General features: G+C 54.4%; 20 protein-coding genes. 5 read left to right on the top strand and 15 right to left on the bottom strand.

The genetic code is table 11. The annotated features are described in order from the left end of the window. Window positions 1–66 precede the first annotated feature (66 nt). The 7 genes from ABH899_RS02840 to ABH899_RS02810 all read right to left on the bottom strand — a co-directional run bounded on the left by ABH899_RS02840 (window position 67) and on the right by ABH899_RS02810 (window position 6,238). Entirely contained in the window at window positions 67–999 is a 933-nt protein-coding gene (locus ABH899_RS02840; RefSeq protein ID WP_369993817.1) for a MerR family transcriptional regulator, read from the bottom strand. 73 nt (window positions 1,000–1,072) lie between these two features. Beyond that, window positions 1,073–2,389 carry a UDP-glucose dehydrogenase family protein gene (locus tag ABH899_RS02835; RefSeq protein ID WP_369993815.1) on the bottom strand — a complete coding sequence of 439 codons (1,317 nt, stop codon included), beginning with the start codon at window positions 2,387–2,389 and terminating at the stop codon, window positions 1,073–1,075. A 15-nt stretch (window positions 2,390–2,404) separates the two neighbouring features. Continuing rightward, entirely contained in the window at window positions 2,405–3,286 is an 882-nt protein-coding gene (galU, locus tag ABH899_RS02830; protein ID WP_369993814.1) for a UTP--glucose-1-phosphate uridylyltransferase GalU, read from the bottom strand. After that, the gene (locus tag ABH899_RS02825; RefSeq protein WP_369993811.1) at window positions 3,273–4,130 is read right to left on the bottom strand and encodes a PHP domain-containing protein; all 858 of its coding nucleotides are present in this window, start codon (window positions 4,128–4,130) and stop codon (window positions 3,273–3,275) included. The genes galU and ABH899_RS02825 overlap by 14 nt, the downstream gene beginning before the upstream one ends. A gap of 79 nt (window positions 4,131–4,209) precedes the next feature. Beyond that, window positions 4,210–5,121, bottom strand: coding sequence for a selenium metabolism-associated LysR family transcriptional regulator (locus tag ABH899_RS02820; protein ID WP_369993809.1), 912 nt, complete (start codon window positions 5,119–5,121; stop codon window positions 4,210–4,212). A gap of 116 nt (window positions 5,122–5,237) precedes the next feature. Next, window positions 5,238–5,675 (bottom strand): hypothetical protein, encoded by a 438-nt coding sequence (locus ABH899_RS02815; protein WP_009672645.1) that lies wholly within the window; start codon window positions 5,673–5,675, stop codon window positions 5,238–5,240. A gap of 299 nt (window positions 5,676–5,974) precedes the next feature. Further along, entirely contained in the window at window positions 5,975–6,238 is a 264-nt protein-coding gene (locus tag ABH899_RS02810; protein WP_009672616.1) for a YlbG family protein, read from the bottom strand. Between the two features lie 73 nt (window positions 6,239–6,311). On the opposite strand from ABH899_RS02810, the gene ABH899_RS02805 reads away from it, so the two are divergent. Then, a complete protein-coding gene (locus tag ABH899_RS02805) occupies window positions 6,312–7,322 on the top strand; it encodes an asparaginase (RefSeq protein WP_369993805.1) in 1,011 nt (336 codons plus the stop codon). A 158-nt stretch (window positions 7,323–7,480) separates the two neighbouring features. On the opposite strand, the gene ABH899_RS02800 is transcribed toward ABH899_RS02805, so the two are convergent. The 3 genes from ABH899_RS02800 to ABH899_RS02790 form a co-directional block, all read right to left on the bottom strand. Next, a complete protein-coding gene (locus ABH899_RS02800) occupies window positions 7,481–7,933 on the bottom strand; it encodes a YlbF/YmcA family competence regulator (protein ID WP_369993803.1) in 453 nt (150 codons plus the stop codon). A 218-nt stretch (window positions 7,934–8,151) separates the two neighbouring features. After that, a complete protein-coding gene (locus tag ABH899_RS02795) occupies window positions 8,152–10,164 on the bottom strand; it encodes a helicase-associated domain-containing protein (protein WP_369993800.1) in 2,013 nt (670 codons plus the stop codon). Further along, complete coding sequence (locus ABH899_RS02790) at window positions 10,139–11,836, bottom strand: DNA repair helicase XPB (protein WP_369993798.1); 1,698 nt, start codon at window positions 11,834–11,836, stop codon at window positions 10,139–10,141. Before ABH899_RS02790 ends, ABH899_RS02795 begins: the two co-directional genes overlap by 26 nt. A 172-nt stretch (window positions 11,837–12,008) precedes the next feature. On the opposite strand from ABH899_RS02790, the gene ABH899_RS02785 reads away from it, so the two are divergent. Then, window positions 12,009–12,779: a thermonuclease family protein gene (locus ABH899_RS02785; RefSeq protein ID WP_369993797.1), complete on the top strand. Its 771-nt coding sequence runs from the start codon at window positions 12,009–12,011 to the stop codon at window positions 12,777–12,779. 67 nt (window positions 12,780–12,846) lie between these two features. Here the strand turns inward: ABH899_RS02785 and ABH899_RS02780 are convergent, their stop codons facing one another. Next, entirely contained in the window at window positions 12,847–13,281 is a 435-nt protein-coding gene (locus ABH899_RS02780) for a CBS domain-containing protein (RefSeq protein ID WP_369993794.1), read from the bottom strand. A 50-nt stretch (window positions 13,282–13,331) separates the two neighbouring features. Then, entirely contained in the window at window positions 13,332–14,570 is a 1,239-nt protein-coding gene (locus tag ABH899_RS02775; protein WP_369993792.1) for a M20 metallopeptidase family protein, read from the bottom strand. A gap of 136 nt (window positions 14,571–14,706) precedes the next feature. On the opposite strand from ABH899_RS02775, the gene ABH899_RS02770 reads away from it, so the two are divergent. Together ABH899_RS02770 and ftsW are read left to right on the top strand one after the other, a co-directional pair. Beyond that, a complete protein-coding gene (locus ABH899_RS02770; RefSeq protein ID WP_009672640.1) occupies window positions 14,707–15,051 on the top strand; it encodes a YugN family protein in 345 nt (114 codons plus the stop codon). A 12-nt stretch (window positions 15,052–15,063) separates the two neighbouring features. Then, window positions 15,064–16,245: a putative lipid II flippase FtsW gene (gene ftsW / locus ABH899_RS02765; RefSeq protein WP_218228461.1), complete on the top strand. Its 1,182-nt coding sequence runs from the start codon at window positions 15,064–15,066 to the stop codon at window positions 16,243–16,245. A 109-nt stretch (window positions 16,246–16,354) separates the two neighbouring features. Here ftsW and ABH899_RS02760 read toward each other — a convergent pair whose 3' ends face one another. Further along, window positions 16,355–16,741 carry an Asp23/Gls24 family envelope stress response protein gene (locus ABH899_RS02760; RefSeq protein ID WP_009672597.1) on the bottom strand — a complete coding sequence of 129 codons (387 nt, stop codon included), beginning with the start codon at window positions 16,739–16,741 and terminating at the stop codon, window positions 16,355–16,357. Between the two features lie 197 nt (window positions 16,742–16,938). On the opposite strand from ABH899_RS02760, the gene cax reads away from it, so the two are divergent. Continuing rightward, complete coding sequence (cax, locus tag ABH899_RS02755) at window positions 16,939–17,982, top strand: calcium/proton exchanger (protein WP_009672652.1); 1,044 nt, start codon at window positions 16,939–16,941, stop codon at window positions 17,980–17,982. A gap of 48 nt (window positions 17,983–18,030) precedes the next feature. On the opposite strand, the gene ABH899_RS02750 is transcribed toward cax, so the two are convergent. Together ABH899_RS02750 and ABH899_RS02745 are read right to left on the bottom strand one after the other, a co-directional pair. Beyond that, window positions 18,031–18,315, bottom strand: coding sequence for an Fpa/YlaN family protein (locus ABH899_RS02750; RefSeq protein ID WP_009672628.1), 285 nt, complete (start codon window positions 18,313–18,315; stop codon window positions 18,031–18,033). Between the two features lie 145 nt (window positions 18,316–18,460). Next, complete coding sequence (locus ABH899_RS02745) at window positions 18,461–18,709, bottom strand: HPr family phosphocarrier protein (RefSeq protein ID WP_369993788.1); 249 nt, start codon at window positions 18,707–18,709, stop codon at window positions 18,461–18,463. Window positions 18,710–18,799: the final 90 nt, after the last annotated feature.

Below are 18,799 nucleotides of genomic sequence, written 5' to 3'. Positions count from 1 at the left end.
GAAACTCGCGCCCGAGGCTAGGCTGCGGAAACTCCGCCGGGACGCCGAACAAAAAAAGCTGACAGCTCAATAGGCTGTCAGCTTTTTCAGTTTAAGCGCGCATTCACGAGCATCGCCGGAAAGCAGGTAAATATGCTTCGTGCCGCGAAGCACCTCGTCGCGTTCGATCGCCTTTCCGCCGATAAACACTTTGGTCCGGCTGCCGAGCTCCCCGATTCTCCGGTCCAGCTTTGCATAGAACGGATAAGCTTCGTCCAGCATCGACTTCATTGAAGAACCGAAGGCGAACGCCGCGGGACGGCTCTGTTCCAGACAATCGAAGATGCCTTTCTCCGAAGGCGAAGCTCCGAGATACAGCGTCTGAAAGCCGTTTTGCAGCGCGAAATAACCCAGAAACAGAATCCCCAGTTCATGACGCTCGTAAGGCGAACAGGCGGTAATCAATCTGGGGCCGCCCGGCGGAACGGAAAATAAGTTCTTTAACGCCAGCAGACGTTCCCGGATAAAATGACTCCCGAAATGCTCCTGATATTCGGAGATTTCTCCCCGTTCCCACATCTCTCCGACTCGGATCAGCGTCGGCTGCAGAACTTGAAGCAGAATAAAGTCCATTTGGTGCAGCGCCGCAAGCCGGTCGAAAAACCGCTGGGCGCCCGCCTGATCCAGATGAAGAAAGAAACCCAGCAGCTCCTCCTGATACTCTTTCAGTTCGCTGCGGATAAACGGAAGCTCGGCCTCGGCCGGAGAAAATGTCTCGGTCGCGGCCGAGCTTTCGAGCTGCAGCTGTTGTTCCTGAACGGCGAGACCGATGGGAACACCCGAATCCGCCTTGCTTTTCAGCCATATCAATGTTTCTATATCATGATTCGTGTAGCCTCTATATCCGTTCGGAAAACGGTCCGGTTGAACGGCGCCGTAACGCTCCTCCCATTTGCGGATCAACTGGGTGGATAGCCCGGAACGCATCGAGGCTTCCTTGATTGTATAAAGTCGGCTCATGTCTTTGTACCCCCGGCTAACCTTGAACATGCCCCAATTATAGACCATTTACAAAGCTTAGACAATGAACGGTTTAAACCGCTCCGGGGAATGCGGGGCGTCCGACGGACACATAAGTAAAGCCTTTCTCCGCCATCTCGGCGGGGGCAAACATGTTGCGCCCGTCGATAATCAGCGGCTCTCTGACCAGGCTGCGGAGCCTATCGAAATCGATACGCCGCAGGTCTTCCCAATCGGTTGCGATCACAACGGCTTCCGCATTTTCCGCGGCCTCATAAGGATCGGTCAGGCAGCGTACACCGGGAAGCAGAACAGACGCCTTGGAAGCCGCAGCCGGATCGTACGCGGTCACAACCGCTCCCCGCTCCTGCAGGGAACGGATAATATCCAGCGCAGGGGCATCGCGAAGATCATCCGTGTTGGGCTTAAACGCAAGCCCCCATACCGTAATGCTCCGGCCTGTCGCATTTCCGCCCAAAGCGGCCGTCACCTTCTCGACAAACCGTTCGCGCTGAAGCGTATTGACCTCGATGACCGCCCGCAGAATGCGGAAATCATAATCGGCATTTTGGGCGATTTTCAGCTGGGCCCTCGTATCTTTGGGGAAGCAGGAACCGCCGTAACCGATTCCCGCCTGCAGAAACTTGGGTCCGATCCGGTTATCGAGCCCCATTCCCCGGGCAACGAGACTGACGTCCGCACCTACTTTCTCGCATACGTTCGCCATTTCGTTGATGAATGAAATTTTAGCGGCCAGGAAGGCATTGGACGCATATTTAATCAGTTCGGCACTCTCGGGGTCGGTCCGCACAACCTCGCCGCCGAAGGCGGCTTGGAGCTTCTCAACGCGGAGAGCGGCATCCTCATCGTCGGACCCGATCACGACCCGGTCGGGATGAAACGTGTCGTGAATGGCCGTCCCTTCTCTTAGAAACTCCGGATTGGACACGACGGAGAAGGGAACGGGCCTCACCTGCCCTTCTTCCATCCACTGGCGGATGCGTCTGGACGTTCCTACGGGCACTGTGCTTTTCATCACGATGATTTTATAATCGTCCATCTGCCGCGCCAATGTCTCCACCGCGCCGCGGACCTGTTCCATGTCGACTTCCCCGTTTTCGAGCGTAGGCGTTCCTACCGCAATGAATAGGATGGACGAATCCTGCACGGCTCTTGCCAGGTCGGTCGTGAAAGACAACCGGCCGGCGGCCTGGTTCGAGGCCGCAAGCTTCCCCAGCCCAGGTTCGTAAATCGGAATTTCGCCAAGGCTGAGACGGCGGACTTTATCCGGATCGATGTCTACGCAGATGACTTCATGCCCGATTTCGGCGTAGCAGCATCCGGTAACGAGCCCGACATATCCCGTCCCAATAACGGCAATGCGCTCCATTCAAGATTCTCCTCCTTATCCGATATGAAACTCGTGACGGACGAGGTTCGTTAAATACGAGCGCAGTTCCTCCTGCAGCCCTTCCCGCTCCAAAGCCATTTCGATGGTGGCCTGGATATAGCCGAATTTATCGCCGACGTCGTATCTTCTCCCCTCGATCGGATAGGCGACCATCGGCTGCTTTTCGTTCAAAATGCGCAGCGCGTCCGTCAGTTGGATTTCACCTCCGCGACCGGGCTCGCATTTTTCCAGGATATCGAAAATCTCCGGCATAATCAGATAGCGGCCGATTACGGCCAGGTTGGAAGGCGCATCGCCGCGGTCCGGTTTCTCCACGAGATCCGCAATTTTCTTATAAGCCGTAATTTCGTCCGAGGGTGCGACAATTCCGTATTTGCTCACATCTTCCCAGGGAACTTCACGGACGCCGATGACGGACGTCTGAGTCTCCTCGAACACGTCCATCATCTGGCGCAGAGCGGGTTTGGACGAACGAAGGATATCGTCTCCGAGAAGTACCGCAAACGGTTCGTTCCCGATAAACTTGCGGGCGCAGTAAATCGCGTGGCCCAGCCCAAGCGGCTGCTTTTGACGGATATAATGCACATCGGCCAGGTTCGTGACCGTACGGACCAGGGAAAGAAGCTCATCGTTCCCCTTCTCCTCGAGCATCATTTCCAGTTCGACGGATTTGTCGAAATGATCTTCGATCGCGCGCTTGTTACGCCCCGTGACGATTAGAATATCCTCGATCCCGGATTCGATGGCTTCCTCGACTATGTATTGAATGGCTGGTTTATCCACCAGCGGCAGCATTTCCTTGGGCTGCGCCTTGGTGGCGGGCAGAAAACGCGTTCCGAGACCGGCCGCGGGAATGATCGCTTTACGAATTTTCACGGTTGTTCCTCCGTTCCTGAAGCTTCCGCACGGTTTCCAGCGAAGTACGCTTGGAACCGAGAGGAGCGTGAAATACCTGACCGGCACGAACGCCGTGGAAATCCGAGCCCGCCGTTGCGATCAGCCCGTGCTCGCGGGCCAGACGCCCGTAATGGGCTTCCTGCTGCGGCGTATGATCGGCGTGGCTGACTTCGATGCCATCTAAACCATATGCGATGAGTTCCCGCACGATGTCTTCATCGCCGTAAAGACCCGGATGGGCAAGCACAGCGGCTCCTCCGGCCTCTCTAATCCAATCGATGGCCGTGACGGGACGGATGCGTGGCGGATTGACATAGGCGGCTCCGCCTTTGCCCAGATATTTCTCGAACGCTTCGTTCATCGAGCTTACATAGCCTTTGGCAAGCAGAACGTTTGCGATATGAGGGCGGCCGATCGTATCCTCTTCGCTTTTGCCGGCCTCCAGGTGTTTGACGACTTCCTCCATCGAAACGGCAAGACCCAGCTCGTTCAAACGCGCCAGCATCATCTCGTTGCGCTTGTTGCGCGTATTACGGAGCTCTTCCAGACGCTCCAGAAAGCTTTCCGACTCCGTATCGATGTAGTAACCGAGCACATGGATATCCTGCCCGCCGGCCACCGTGCTGATCTCGACGCCGGGAACGACTTCGATCCCGATCCGTCTGCCTTCAAGCTGCGCCGCCCTGACGCCTGATACCGTATCGTGATCGGTTATTGCTACGGCCGTAAGCCCGGCTTCCTTAGCCAGCCGGACGTTGTCCTCGGGCGCCTGCGTTCCGTCCGACGCCGTCGTGTGCGTATGCAAATCGGCCCATTGAGTCATAAATGGTGCCCCTCCTTTTTCTCCGGCAAAGTGCATCCGGTCATCTCTATAGGGATGTAACGCCCGTTTCTATCCGTTTCTAAAGCCATTTGACCAGATCGTCTCGTCGCATAAAATTCAAAAAACTAACAGCCGACAACGGCAGAAGGGTCGAATTCAAATAAATCGCGTAGAAACTGCGCGAAAAAGATACGCCTTCGATTTCTTTTATCTTTAATATACCAAGCCGGACCTCATGTTTAACCGAAGACTGCGACAAAATGGAAACGCCGAGACCGGCTTCTACCGCCGATTTGATCGCTCCCGTGCTGCCCAGTTCCATGACAATGTCCATTCCGCTGCACGCGATGCCCCTCCGCTCCAGCTCCTCTTCCATAACGCGCCGGGTACCCGAGCCTTCTTCCCTAAGGACGAACGGGTATCGGAAAACGTCCTCCATACGGATCGTATCCATCTCCGCCAGCGGATGCCCTGCAGGGACAATCAGCTTCAGCTCATCGCTCAAAATGGCTTCCGTGTGGACATCCGGATGCTGGATGGGAGCCTCAACAAGGCCGAACGTCAGCTGATGGGCAAAAATTTCGTCCAAAATTTGCGTCGTATTCATTACTTTCATCGCAACCGAAATATTCGGGTATTCTTTGCGGAAGGGTCCCAGCAGGCGGGGCAGGATATATTCCCCCATCGTCAGCGAGGCTCCGAGCTGCAGCCGTCCTTCGGCCATGGCCGTAAAGCCTGTCATGGCGTTCTCGGTTTCCCGGATGAGCTCGACGCACTTGCGGGCGTAGGGAATCAGCGTCCTCCCCGCTTCCGTCAATTCGATTTTTTTGGTAGAGCGGTGAAACAGCTTGATTCCGAAATGATCCTCCAGGGACTGCACCTGCATCGTTACCGCGGGCTGCGTCATATGAAGCGCCTGCGCGGCGTGCGAAAAGCTGCCTTTTTCGGCTACCGTATAAAAGATGTGAAGCTGGTGAAAATTCAGAGCCATCGTCATCGCCGCCCTTTCTCCGCATTTATTATAGCATTTATACGACGGAAAAAAGAGCATGCCTGCAAAATGCAGACATGCTCTTCGCCGTGCCGTAATCCTTCATCTGCCCGGAGTTACCGCCGCTTGCGGCTGTTCTTGATCAGCGTCATCCGGCGGGAGTGGCGGAGCCACGAGTAGTACGATTTCAGATCGCGCAGCTCGATGGTCTCCGACATTCTGCCGAGGAAAGTCACGATAATCATTTTATGCAGCGGGTTGCCCGCAATATCGGTTTCGTTCTCAATGACGGAAAACTCGGCGACCATCACCAGATCGTCGTCCACAAGATAAACGTCCTGTTCGTTCTTGTAATACGAAGCGATCCGTCCGTCTTTCAGTTTATCCCATAAAAAATCGCAAATGTCCTCGAAGCCGGTTTTCTCGTTTTCGACCCGGTCCACCCAGCGGAGACGAGCGTGATTCGTGATCACAATGTCCGCAATTTTTTTGTCGTTCAGGTTAACATAAAAAGGTTCGTACGTGCTCCAGCGGTCCATTGTTTTGTCCCTCATGAATCACAACTCCTCTCCAAGCGTTTAGGCCTTTATACCTACTGGTTTTCACCATTGTAACTCAATATTTAAATATTTCCAAATAAAAACGCTCACTTAATTCATAAATATGGCGCGGCACAAGAAAAAATGTCACACAACTGTAGAAAATTCAAAATTAACAAAAAAATCAATCTTCTCATAAACTGCAAAGATGATGAAATAAGATTTCAGAATACGTTCTCAGCCGCAGCGCCTGCAAGGGCTGACCTCCGGTCAAATAACAGGCTTATTTGGAAAAACAGATTTGCGCTTTTGCTCTACAGTGTGTAAAATTTTGATTTGTCCGGTCCGTGGCTTTCGTACTCGGTTTTAATTTCACCGCGGTAAGAACGCTCCACCTTGCGTACGTAAGCCAGCTTCTGAAGTTGGCGTACGGTTTCGTCATACCGGCTGGCATGAATATACAGCACCACATAGTGCATTTTCTTGGACATGTAGTGCACCGATCCGAAGCGCTCCAAATTTTTGGCGGCTTTCAAATCAGTCACCCATATGATAAGTCCGGTTCGCTCCGTTATCATGTCGTTTGACTCCTTTAGCAGTATTCGCTTTTGATAAACTGAATTCTATTTTACGGGTTGGAGATGATCCTAAATGTCGGCTTCTTCGGCTGTCATTGCCCGCGTCATTCGCGGGCCCATCACTGAAAGTATTCACCGCGGCCATATCGCTGTCGTCGATCATACGGGCCGCCTGCTTCACAGCCTGGGCGATCCGCATGCGGTTACATTCGCGCGTTCCACCGCAAAGCTGATTCAGGCGCTGCCCGTTCTCGAATCGGGCGCGGCTTCCGACTTCGGCTTCACGGACGCCGAAATCGCCCTGATCTGCGCTTCCCATAACGGGGAAGACCGGCATGTCCGCGCGGCGCGCTCCATTCTGGCCAAAGCGGGCGCGGAAGCGGACGATCTGCAGTGCGGATCGCACTATCCGTTCCACAAGCCGACTTCGCGGCAGATGCGCGAGGAGGGGGAAGCCCCCACGCCCCTGCACAACAACTGCTCCGGCAAGCACTCCGGCATGCTCTCTCTGGCGGCTAAGCTCGGCGTTAGCACCGAGCATTACATGTCGCCCGAGCATCCCGTGCAGCGCCAGATGCTCCAGGCCGTCGCCGAAATGGCGGGCCTTGCCCCCGAGGAGATTCCTCTGGGCGTAGACGGCTGCGGCGTGCCGGTGTTCGGGCTGGCCATCGACCGCCTCGCGCTCGCTTACGCGCGGCTCGGCAAGCCCGACGGCCTCTGTGCCGAACGCGCGGACGCGTGCCGCCGCATCATTGCGGCCATCCGGCGGGAGCCTTCCTACCTCGCGGGAAGCGACCGCTTCGACACGCGACTGGCCGAAGCGACCGGCGGCAGAATCATCGGGAAGATGGGCGCCGAAGGCCTCTTCGCCGTTACCGTGCCCGATGAAGGACTGGGCCTTGTCCTCAAGATCGAGGACGGCGCCCAGAGAGCGCTCTACTGCGCGATGTTCGAAGCGCTTGTCCAGCTCGGTCTGCTTCATGCGCGCGAGACGGAGGCCCTTGCGGAATTCCGCGAGCCGAAGGTCACGAATTGGCAGGGCACCGTCGTAGGCTCCATTCAAGCCGACTTCAAGCTTACTTAAACAGCAGCCGTGTCCGCGGGAGTAATCCGCAGGCACGGCTTTTTTTAAAATCGGCTATTATCGTCCCCGTCAAGAGACGTTCGGATTGTCAAGGCTGTTGGTACGGAAACCTTAAGGGGCTAAGCCCCCGGTTCCGCTTGTCCGGTCCCCTGCGGAGGTTAACCGCAGCTGGAGCAGCTCCCGCCCGATCCGCAGCTGCCTCCGCAGCCGCCCGATCCGGAGTCGAGCCCGCCGGGAACTTTGATGGTATCGGATACGGCGGTCGCGATTGTTTTCGATATGGTATACAGCAATCGGTCAAGCCGTTCTTCCGCTTCCTTGAACTTGCTTATGCTCTGCACCTGCTCAAGCCGGAACTGTACGGCCTGGACTTTCTCCAGTGCGGCATGGTAATCGGGATGGAAATGGCCGAAACGCTCGCATTCCTCGAACAAATCTTTGGCTTTGTTGAACTCTCTCACGAGCCTCTGCGCCTCGAAATCCTGTTCAACCGCCTGCTTCCAATATAGATAATCCGCCACTTCGGCAGAGTTGTTAATGAGATCGCCTACCTGATACGCCCCCATAAGAATGGACGACATATCCATTGTCTTGGCTTCCGCCACACTCACAATCGATCACTTCCTTTTGTGTTTCCTGCGTACTCCCCCTATCATATCACAGTTCCCTAGGACTTTCTCCATTTTTAAAAGCATCCGGGGTGACTTTTGTTGGAGACTCCTCAGAAAAAAAAGATCGTTTACAGGCGTCCTGGTGATTGAAAATAAAGAAATGATTCGCATGAAACAAATTATATTACATAATTTTCCATAAATCAAGTTTAACAAATTTAAGTACCGGATAATCCGGGCAAAAGGATGCGGATGCGGCTGATCCGACCGGCTTGAACCGTTCTGCTTCTGCCTGCGCCGTCCGACAATTCGATGGTCAGCTCTCCTCCCCGTTCTACGGCTCTGCGCGGGATCCATACCGCCGCTGTACTGCCTTCAACCTCGGCCAAAACAGGGGCTCCCCAGGAAATCGCCTGCCGAGCGATTTTAAGAATGGTCGACGCATGGTATCCCCTGCTGTCCCGATACCAGACCGCAGGAATATCCCGCATTCCGGGATACATTTCCTCTGCGGAAGGCAGGCGGGTCTCCAGTTCCAGGTACTGGACAGGGTCCTGATCGTACACAATCCCTTTAAGCGTCTCTGTTTCCGCTTCTCCATCCGGGTCCGGCGCTTCCTCTTCGTCCTGAAAATCAGCCGTATGTCGGGGAGAAAAGCCCGCTGCGTCCAGCAGCTTCATCATGTCGGTCATTTTGCCTGCCGGAACGATAAAATCAGCGTCCCCGATTTTCTCAAGCAGCAGCCTCCCGATCTTGGGATGGCGCGAGATTTGTTCCGCCAGCTGTGCGTCCGCGCAGCGCAGAAGAGTCACGCCGCCGAGCACGACCCGGCCGTACTGTTCGCCCCATGAGGTGATCGTAAGCCGGACCGTTTCCGGCACACCGTGGCGGGCATGATTTTCGAGAAGCTCCAAGGCCTGTTCCGGCGGAGTTCCGTGATCCGCCCCTCTTTGGACGCTTTCTTTGGTCAGGCGGTACACGGCCATCCGGTCGCTTTTCACGAGCTCCGCGAAACGGGCGATTTCCCAGCGTACCGTGAGCGGGCATTCCGGCGAGACCATCACCTCGAAATCCGGCTGTACATACAAAAAGCCGGACGGTTTCGCCGTTTTTCGCTCCTCATTCGCTCTCTGTTCATCCCGCACGGGATAAAGCCAGCTAACCGATACGTCGCCGCTGTCTTCCGGCTCCCAGTCGAGCCATCCGAACGCCCGCAGAGGCTGAAGCCATTTCTGAACCAGCCGGAGGGAAAAACGCGCCCCCTCCTCCTCTCCTCCGGTCAGCGTTTCCCGCCTGTTCAGCTCGGCTGCCAAGCGGCTCAGCCGTATTTTTGTGCCGGCCGCGAGCTTGTCGAGCAGACATACCGCATGCTGCAGATCCACTTCTTCGGGGAAACGGTGTTCCGTCCACAGCCGGTACAACATGTCCGTTTGAAGCGCCTCGTCCGTGGCAAGCCAGTCACGAAGCCGGGGCTTGTGCAGGACAAGCCGGTCCCCGCTCCGGTACAGGAGCCCCAGCCGCTGCAAAAAATCCAAGGCTGCCGCCAGCGATACCGGATAGGTATCGGCATGCGCGAACTGGAGCCCGCAGCCGGCCAGGTCGGTTTCGTCAAAGCCGAGAAGCGCCGTCATTTTCTGTACATGGCGCTTGTGCAAAGCTCCACGCTGTGTAAGCGGCAGCTCGTGCAGATCCGCATAATTGAGCAGGAGAAGCAAGTCCAGCGGTAGTCCCTGGCGCGGCTTGTCTCCCTGCTCGTAAAGCTGCCGCAGCTTGGCGTTATCGCCGCTGCCGATACTCCACGGGCTGCCCGCTCCGTCGCCGTGCCCGACTCCATTACAGCCGTGGCCAAAAAACACGGCCTGCCACCCCCGCAGACCGTCCTGCGGAAGCAGGAACAGCCGGTCGCCCCACGATTTGCGGAACGCCGCGATCAGCCCCCGTCTGCGCAGACCCGTGAGAGCCGTTTTAACCAAAGCCGCCGCCCAGTCCGCCGTTTCCTTCTCAAGTTCGGCCGGTGTAAAAGGCCGGCTGCCGAAACGGACGACGATCCGCCGAAGCAGCTTCTCCTCATCGGACTGCAGAGTTGCCCGGAGCTTTCTGAGCACCTCCTCATTACCGAAAGCTTCCCGGGCCTCCATACCATGCGCTACCGCGCTTTTTATCCAATCTTGTCCGAGCAGCTGCCTGGAAACGGCCGGCGGCATTTTATCGAGTATTTGCGCATAGTTCATCGCTCCCGCCCTCCTCTATCCTGTACTCGTACCCCTGCTCGAGCAGAAAAATCCGCCGCTTAAGCGCATACTCCTGCTCGCTCGTCCCTCTGCTGACCAATGTGTAGAAGAAAGCCTCGTTTCTCCCCTTCTTGGGCCGGAGTATGCGCCCGAGGCGCTGAGCCTCTTCCTGCCTGGAGCCGTAGCTTCCCGAAAGCTGGATGGCGACAGAAGCATCCGGAAGATCGACGGCGAAATTCGCCACTTTCGAAACGGCGAGAATCCGGACAAGCCCGGTGTTAAAAGCTTCATAGAGCCGCTGCCGGTCCACCTGCGGCATTTCGCCGGTAATAAGCGGAATCGTTAATTTCCGGGCGACTTCTTTCAACTGGTCCAAATATTGGCCGATAATGAGAATCGCTTCTCCGTCATGGCGGGCCAGAAGTCGCGTTAACGCCAGAAATTTGCGGGAGTTTTCCCCGGCTATGCGGAACCGGCTTCTTTTGTCCGCCTCGTAATAGTTTTGCAGCTCAACGGTCTCCATCTCCACGCCAACCTCCGTACAGGTTACCCGTGCGATCCATCCTTCCAGCTCCAGCCGCTTCCAGGGCATATCGAACAGTTTGGGGCCGATCAGCGAAAAAACATCCTCCTCGCGTCCGTCCTCGCGCACGAGGGTTGCCGTCAGTCCGAGCCGCCGGGTTGCCTGGATATCCGCGGTCGCCCGGAAAACGGGAGCGGGTAAAAGATGCACCTCGTCATAGATAATGAGCCCCCAGTCGCGGCTGTTGAACAGCTCCATATGAGCTTGTTCGCCGCCTTTTTCACGCCGGTGTGTAAGAATTTGATACGTCGCGATGGTGACGGGTCTAACCAGCTTGATGTCCCCGCTGTATTCGCCGACGCGTGATTCGTCCAGACTGGTCTTGCCCAGAATCTCTTTGATCCATTGGCGGACGGATGTCACATTCGTAGTCAGGATCAGTGCCGCACAGCTTAGCTTTGCCAACGCGGCGAGGCCGATGACCGTTTTTCCCGCTCCGCAGGGCAGAACGAGCACTCCGCTGCCTCCGTCCGAACCGTCGGCCGGATGAAAGCACTCTACCGCTTGGCGCTGGTAGTCTCTCAGTTCCACTCCCTTTAGCTCCGCCGGAAGCTCTTCTCCCGCGTGATAACCAGCCATATCAATGACCGGATACCCGAGCCGCGTCAGTTCCTGCTTCATGACGCCCCTCATGTCCGGCCGGACTGCGAGTGTGGAACTTTGCACGGCTTCCGTGAGATCTGCGTCTTCCCGGTCGAAAAACCGCTGAAACTCTTTCAAACCGCCCAGTTTGGCCAGCAATTCCGTGTCTGCGGATTGGAGATACAGCTTCCCCTTGTCGGAAACGAGCCGGAGCAGTCCATACCGGTCCAGAATGGAGAGAAGTTCATCCTCCATGCGGCGGGAAATCCCGTATTTGGATTCCTGCTTCAGAAAACGGATAATATCGCCGCTGCGCAGGCCCGAAGCTGCCGCATTCCACAGAGACAGGGGGGTTATTTTGTAGGTATGCAGATGCTTCGGACTTTTAACGAGATCCGCGAAAAGCGCCAATTCCGCACGGATTGACTCGAAGCGCTCATGATCCGCTTCCGCCAGCACAGTGAGGTCCTGCTGAACGATGAGCGCATTTTCAGATGCCGGATTCACGGCGAGGCCTCCCTTTTTATCCGAGTTCTCTCTTCACTATTCCTAGTATGAAGGGAATTTCCGAGAAATAAACGCTGCTGCATCAATTGTGCTCCATTTCGGAGCATTGTATAATGGCTAGGTTCCTTTTCCCAAAAAGGGGCATCCAAACTCACAACAAGGAATTGATCTCATGAACACAAAAAAAGCCCTTCTTCTGTTTATTCTTGCCGCACTTTTTCTTGCGGCCTGCGGGTCCGCCCAACCAAAAACGGATTCCGGATCGTTTAAAGAAACCGTCCTTGCCCGTTATCCCGAGCTGAAAACGCAAAAAATGACGACAGCCAAGGTCAAAAGAGTCGTGGACGGCGATACGTTCGAGCTGGAAAACGGGGATAAAGTGCGGCTGATCGGCTGCAACACGCCTGAAACCGTCAAGCCGAACAGCCCTGTCGAAACTTACGGCAAGGAAGCGTCCGACTATACGAAAAAACGGTTGACCGGAGCAACCGTCTATCTGTTCAACGATGCCGGAGATACCGATAAGTACGGCCGGCTGCTCCGATACGTCTTTATTGAAGGGGAGTCCGTCATGTATAACGAACTTCTCCTCCAGGAAGGGTATGCCAACGTGATGACCATTCAGCCCAATGTGATGTTCTCCGATCGTTTTGTCAAAACGGAGCGGGAAGCCCGGTCCCAAAACAAGGGCCTCTGGGGCGTCAAAAACCCTTCATCTCCCACCAAAACCGGCGATTCCCCAAAGGGCGGCTCCGGCAAAAATCCGGAAGCTGCCAATCAAACGGCGGCCTGCCCCGACCCTCAAATCAAAGGCAATATCAATTCGAAGAAAGAAAAAATATATCACGTTCCAGGGAGCTCATCCTACGAGCAGACACAGGCGGAAGCAATGTTCTGCACGGAGAACGACGCCAAAAAGGCCGGCTACCGCAAAGCCGGATAGCCTATATTTTGATAGCCAGAAAAGACGCACCGGCATCGGTGCGTCTTTTCTGGCTATCAAGCAGCATTCATTTGTTCGAAGACGTGCTCCGCCCTTCCGATATACGGCTCAGCGCTTCTCCCGCTTCGTCTTCCAGCTTATCCCGGACCGCAAGGTCTCCGATCGCGATAACGCCGACCAAATTACCGTCCTCAACGACCGGAAGACGTCGTACCTGGTGCTGGGCCATCACTTTGGCCGCTTCCTGGACATCCGTTTCCGGCGAGATCGTCGTCAAGTTTTCGGAAATGACTTTCTTAACGGCCGTGGATCCGCTGTGTTTCTCGGCGTAGCCGCGGACGACCAGATCCCGGTCGGTTACGACGCCGATCAGCTTGCTTCCTTCCACGACGGGAATGAAGCCGATATCGTGCTGTTTCATTTTAAGCGCGATTTCATAGACGTTATCCTGCAGCGTTACGGTTACGCAGTCGGTAGACATGACATCTCTGACTGTAGGCACGAAGAATTCCTCCTTCACTTGCATGACGGCAAGTTATGTTAGGGCTGGAATTAGCGTGTCCCCGTTTCGTCCAAAACATGCAGAGCCATCCGCGTCAGCAGTTTGCCGGCGGTCAGCATCGCCCTCTCATCCAGATCGAACTTCGGATGATGATGCGGATAGTCCGCACCCGTCTGCGCGTTCCCGGCTCCCACGAAAATAAAGCAGCCCGGCACTTGCTGAAGGTAATACGCGAAATCTTCCGCAGCCATCACCGGCTCGATCGTAAGAACGCGGTCTTCCGGAAGCATGCCGGAGGCGACTTCCCGGAACCGTTCGAACTCGCCGGGGTGATTGACCAACGGCGGATACCCCAGCCGGTAGTCCATGACCGACTCGGCTCCGTACATCTTGCAGGTCGAAGCTACAATGTCTTCGACCCTTTCTTTCACCTGCAGCCTCAGAACGGAATCGAACGTCCGGGTCGTCCCTTTCATTTTGCAGGTTTCCGCGATGACATTGAAGTTGGTTCCGCCGTTTATGGAACCGATCGTGACTACGCAGGACTCGATAGGACTTACCGTCCGGCTGACGATGGTCTGCAAATTCACGACTGTGTGCGAACCGATGACAACGCTGTCAATCGCTTGATGAGGCATTCCCCCGTGGCCGCCCTTGCCCCGGATTTCAAAGTGAAACTCATCGGCTGCGGCCATCATCGCTCCGGGGTTCGATCCGACTACCCCGATCGGTAAAGGTGTCCACAAATGTACACCGTATACAACGTCCACCCCATCAAGGGCGCCCGCCTCTATCATGGAAGCGGCCCCGCCGGGGGTAACTTCCTCCGCATGTTGAAAAATAAACCGGATTCTGCCCTTCAGCCGCTCTTTTTTCGTGCTCCATATTTTCGCGGCGGCAAGCAGAGTGGACGTATGCGCATCGTGTCCGCAAGCATGCATGATACCGGGAACCTTCGATGCGTAGCCGCACTGTTTTTCGTCCTGTATCGGCAGTGCGTCCATATCGGCCCGGAGAGCGACCGAAGGTCCGGGAGCGTTTCCCTGAAGATCGGCAATCAGCCCGTAACCGCCCATTCCCGTGCGGACATCGAGCCCCCACTCGGTAAGCTTTTCCGCTACGAACGCCGCCGTATTGACTTCCTTATAAGAGAGCTCCGGATTCTGATGCAGATACCTTCTCCAAGACACCATCGTCTCGTACATCGCTTCCCATTCTTTATCCAGTTCCTCACCCTGTCTGATCAAGGTATCACCCGCCCACGTGTTTGATACGATTCTTCCTTTCATTGTACCAAATCCTCCCACGTCTTTCATCGCCAAACCGACAACAATTTTACACGATTCCGGGTTTGCTCTTACTTGCAAGACGTTGGGAAACATACTATCATGGTTAAAGAATGCATAGAAATTGGAGGCGTCTGAATTGATTATTGAAACCAAAGGGTTTAAAGGCCTGAAAAGCGATCTCGCCCACCTCGACGAAGTAACGACCAAACTCGGTTTTGTACGTGGGCAGTGGGAATATACCCGTGCGACTTATGATTTGAAAATGGAAGACCCGACGACAAAATCCGACTACTACCTGCGTGTGAACACACGTGCCGAATCCGGCAAGCTGGAATCTCCTTACGCGATTCTGTACATCGAAGAAGCATACATAGGAAGAGCTACATTCCCGCACGGTCTCGACTATGAATCCCCGATTCCGGACGCGATCTTGAACAAAGCGAAGCAGAAGTTGTCCCAACTTCAACAACTGTTGGCGTAACAGGAGACTCACTTGAGTACCCCGCGCAGAGGAACGCCAGATTTTCTGCTTCTTTTCTTGACCTTCGCATTGGTCTGCTTCGGCCTCGTGATGGTTTTCAGTTCCAGCTCGGTATACGCATCGACCAAATTCAACAATCCTTGGTATTTTGCGACCAGACAAATTTTATTCGCCGTTATCGGCACGTTCTTGATGCTGTTCTGCATGAATATCCGGTACAGCAAACTGAAAAACTGGGTCAAGCCCGGCTTTCTCGTGGTGATTGCCATGCTGGTAGCCGTCCTGTTTTTCAAAGGAATTAACGGCTCAAGAAGCTGGCTCCCGCTCGGAACGTTCAGCCTTCAGCCCGCCGAATTTGCCAAGCTCGCTGTAATCGTTTACCTGGCACAGTTGATCAGCAAGAAGGGCGACAATATCCAGCATATGAAAAAGGGCCTAATGCCGGCTGTTCTCATTACGGCTTTTATCGCCTTCTGGATTATGCTCCAGCCGGATGTCGGTTCGGCCGCTATTCTTATCCTTTGCGCCAGCGTGGTGATCTTCGTAGGAGGCGCCCGTGTGAAGCATCTGTTTTCCTTAGGGGTGGCAGGCGGACTGGCCGCTACGGTGTTTCTCGGCTTCTATTTTCTGTTTAATTTTAAATCCGCTTCCGATCATGTCGGTCTAAGGATGAAACGGTTCAGTGCTTACTTGAATCCCAAAGACGATGTGCTGGACAGCGGTTTTCAGGTCATGCAGTCTCTTTACGCTTTCGGGCATGGCGGAATTACCGGAGCCGGTTTCGGGCAGAGCATTCAGAAGCTCTATCTGCCCGAGCCCTATACGGACTTTATTTTCGCCATTATCGGCGAAGAGCTCGGCATGATCGGCAGCATACTTTTCCTGCTGGTCTACATCATCTTCCTGTGGCGCGGACTGGTCATTGCCGTCCGGTGTCCGGACCGGTTCGGAATGCTGACCGGCGTAGGCATTATGACCATGATCGGAATTACGGCCATTATCAACATCGGCGGGGTAACGGGAACGCTGCCGATGACCGGGGTTACGCTCCCGCTCATCTCCTACGGGGGATCGTCCATGATGGTCACGCTGATCAGCATGGGGATCATGCTCAGCCTTTCCCGCGAGCAGAACCGGCTGGAGAAGAAGGAGAAGGTCGAGAAGGTTACGCAGACTACGCGGGTATACCGCTAGAAGCATCCTCTCCCTTGATCCGACCGTCTGTGCGACAAGAAAAAAAGGATGCCCCTCGGGGCATCCTTTTTTGGTATGTACGCTACCCGGCAGACGGACCGGAATCGGATTATTTCACGCGGGTCGGATCGTCAAGCGAGGCGGCTTCGTCTTCCTTGAAAGAAACGCCTTCCACTTTGACGTTTACCTCTACGATCCGGAGTCCCGTCATGTTCTCCACCGCTTCGCGCACGTTAAGCTGCAATTCTCTGCATACGTCCTGGATCTTGCTTCCGTAAAGGACGATGACCCGAAGATCGACGGCCGCTTCCACTTGTCCGACCTCTACAGAGACACCGCGCTGAACATTTTTACCGCTCAGACGTTTGGCGAATCCTTCCGATATTCCGCCGGACATCGCGGCGATTCCCGGTGTTTCCAAAGCGGCGAGGCCGGCAATTGTAGCCACCACATCGTCTGAAATGCGTATGTTACCCGTTTGAATTTCTTCGACCATCCGAACCACTCCTTCAGCAATCGTTATCCTTATTGTAATTGCTGGCAATTGAGAAAGCAACCGAATGCGTCACAGCCGGAAAGAAGCGGTTATTTCTATGGCGAAGAAATCTTATTTTACAACATTGCCATTTGTGGGTATATTATTTAGAGCGTACATACCTGTAAGATACTTAGCCTTAAGCGGAGGGATAGCTTTTGAGAAAGAACCTGTTCAACATCGGTTTAATTGTCACATTCGCACTTAGTGCCGTCGCGCATTATATGCACTGGGGCACGACGATCCAGTTCGCTATCTCGTGTCTGGCTATCCTGTTTGTGGCCGGATTCCTGGGAAAAGCGACCGAAAGTGTCGCCCACTACGCCGGTGACCGGATGGGGGGATTCCTGAATGCGACTTTCGGGAATGCGGCGGAGCTTATCATTGCCTTCTTTCTCGTCAAAGACGGCATGTTCGATGTCGTAAAAGCCAGTTTAACGGGAGCCATTATCGGTAATCTTCTACTCGTTCTTGGAGCGAGCGTGCTGGCGGGCGGTCTGAAGTTTAAAGAACAAAATTTCAACATCAAGCTGGCCTCGCATAATGCCTCCTTGATGACGCTTGCCGTGATCGCGTTATTCATTCCGGCGGTGTTTGCAAAAAGTCTGACCCAGAAAGAAACGACGCAGATGAGCCTGATCGTGGCCGGCGTCCTGATCGTAGCCTACATTTTGTGGCTCATTTTCTCGATGGTGACGCACAAGAAAGAGCTCTCCGATCAAGTTGTCGAACACAGCGAGCCGGCCTGGTCCAAACGGACGTCGATCCTCTTCCTTATTCTCGCCACGGTTATGGTGGGCTTCGAAAGTGAGTGGCTCGTCGGAACTCTGGAAGAATTCACTTCCCAATTCGGACTCTCCGAACTGTTTGTCGGCGCCTTCCTTATTGCGATTATCGGAAATGCGGCCGAGCACAGCGCGGCGGTTATGATGGCTCTGAAGAATAAAATAGGAGCCGCCGTAGAGATCGCGGTCGGGAGTTCGCTCCAGATTGCTTTATTCGTAGCTCCCGTTCTTATTTTCTCGAGCTTCTTCATGGGAAACACCATGGACATCGTCTTCACAACTTACGAGCTGGTTGCCATCGGGGTAGCCGTTATTATCTCGAAATCCATCTCCCAGGACGGTTCCTCCAACTGGTATGAAGGGGTCCTTCTGCTGGCGGTTTACCTGATCCTCGGTGTGGTCTTCTTCCTCGTCTAGTGAACTTCCTTATAGAATCAACAAAAAAAGTAACCCGCCTGATGTGGGTTACTTTTTATTTAAGGCTTCATACAATTTCGCCAAATTACGCTCCAGCTTATTCAGCAGTTCCTTGCCGACATTGGCGGGAATAAGTCCTGCACGGATTGCGAAATCGATTTCCCGCGAATATCCGTACATCTGTGTATCGAGCACCTCTTCGTACAAAGGGCATTGACGAGTCGTCAAGTTTTCCATTTGAATTTCGATCAGCTTTTCGATTTTATATGCATCTTCTTCAAGAAGATTAAGTGCTTTCTGGTTCATACTCACCAGCAAATCCGATGAAGACATACTTCTTTTCCCCCCTGTACAGATTCCTACGCCTTAAGTCTAATATAGACGAAAATAAGCCAAGTTACAAGAGAAAGGGCCTTTGCCTTCCTTTTCAAACCATATAAAAAAGCGCCCCGCATACGGGACGCCCTTATTTCTCGGATTAGTCTTGCACGATTTGAATGGCCAGCTGATGCTTGGCGAATACTTCGGCCATTGCTTTCTTGGCTTCATCCGCATCCGGTCCGTGAACATGAAGCTCATAGTTGCCGGAGCTCAGAAGCGTCGTGAACAGACCCAGAATGCTCTTAACGTCAATATACTTGTTATCGTATTGCAGTACGATGGAAGATCTGAACTGATTCGCAGTCTGGGAAATTTCCACAATCGCTGCATTGTTGGCACTTGGCATGAAGCATTCCTCCTATACGGTTCAACGTCGTCATATAGTTCCATGTTACACGATGAAACCCCTTACACGCAACAACTTTTTCCATTGCAC

It is taken from the genome of Paenibacillus sp. RC84 (assembly GCF_041260495.1).
Taxonomy (GTDB): Bacteria; Bacillota; Bacilli; order Paenibacillales; family NBRC-103111; genus Paenibacillus_F.
Note: the sequence above shows the minus strand (reverse complement) of the source record. Positions and strands in the feature narration are given on the sequence as shown.

Bases quoted from the DNA above. Each gene is read 5' to 3' on its own strand.
- ABH899_RS02840 (WP_369993817.1), bottom strand. From the start codon at position 999: ATGAGCCGACTTTATACAATCAAGGAAGCCTCGATGCGTTCCGGGCTA.
- ABH899_RS02835 (WP_369993815.1), bottom strand. From the start codon at position 2,389: ATGGAGCGCATTGCCGTTATTGGGACGGGATATGTCGGGCTCGTTACC.
- ABH899_RS02825 (WP_369993811.1), bottom strand. From the start codon at position 4,130: ATGACTCAATGGGCCGATTTGCATACGCACACGACGGCGTCGGACGGA.
- ABH899_RS02820 (WP_369993809.1), bottom strand. From the start codon at position 5,121: ATGGCTCTGAATTTTCACCAGCTTCACATCTTTTATACGGTAGCCGAA.
- ABH899_RS02815 (WP_009672645.1), bottom strand. From the start codon at position 5,675: ATGAGGGACAAAACAATGGACCGCTGGAGCACGTACGAACCTTTTTAT.
- ABH899_RS02810 (WP_009672616.1), bottom strand. From the start codon at position 6,238: ATGATAACGGAGCGAACCGGACTTATCATATGGGTGACTGATTTGAAA.
- ABH899_RS02805 (WP_369993805.1), top strand. From the start codon at position 6,312: ATGTCGGCTTCTTCGGCTGTCATTGCCCGCGTCATTCGCGGGCCCATC.
- ABH899_RS02795 (WP_369993800.1), bottom strand. From the start codon at position 10,164: ATGAACTATGCGCAAATACTCGATAAAATGCCGCCGGCCGTTTCCAGG.
- ABH899_RS02785 (WP_369993797.1), top strand. From the start codon at position 12,009: ATGAACACAAAAAAAGCCCTTCTTCTGTTTATTCTTGCCGCACTTTTT.
- ABH899_RS02775 (WP_369993792.1), bottom strand. From the start codon at position 14,570: ATGAAAGGAAGAATCGTATCAAACACGTGGGCGGGTGATACCTTGATC.
- ABH899_RS02760 (WP_009672597.1), bottom strand. From the start codon at position 16,741: ATGGTCGAAGAAATTCAAACGGGTAACATACGCATTTCAGACGATGTG.
- ABH899_RS02750 (WP_009672628.1), bottom strand. From the start codon at position 18,315: ATGTCTTCATCGGATTTGCTGGTGAGTATGAACCAGAAAGCACTTAAT.
- ABH899_RS02745 (WP_369993788.1), bottom strand. From the start codon at position 18,709: ATGCCAAGTGCCAACAATGCAGCGATTGTGGAAATTTCCCAGACTGCG.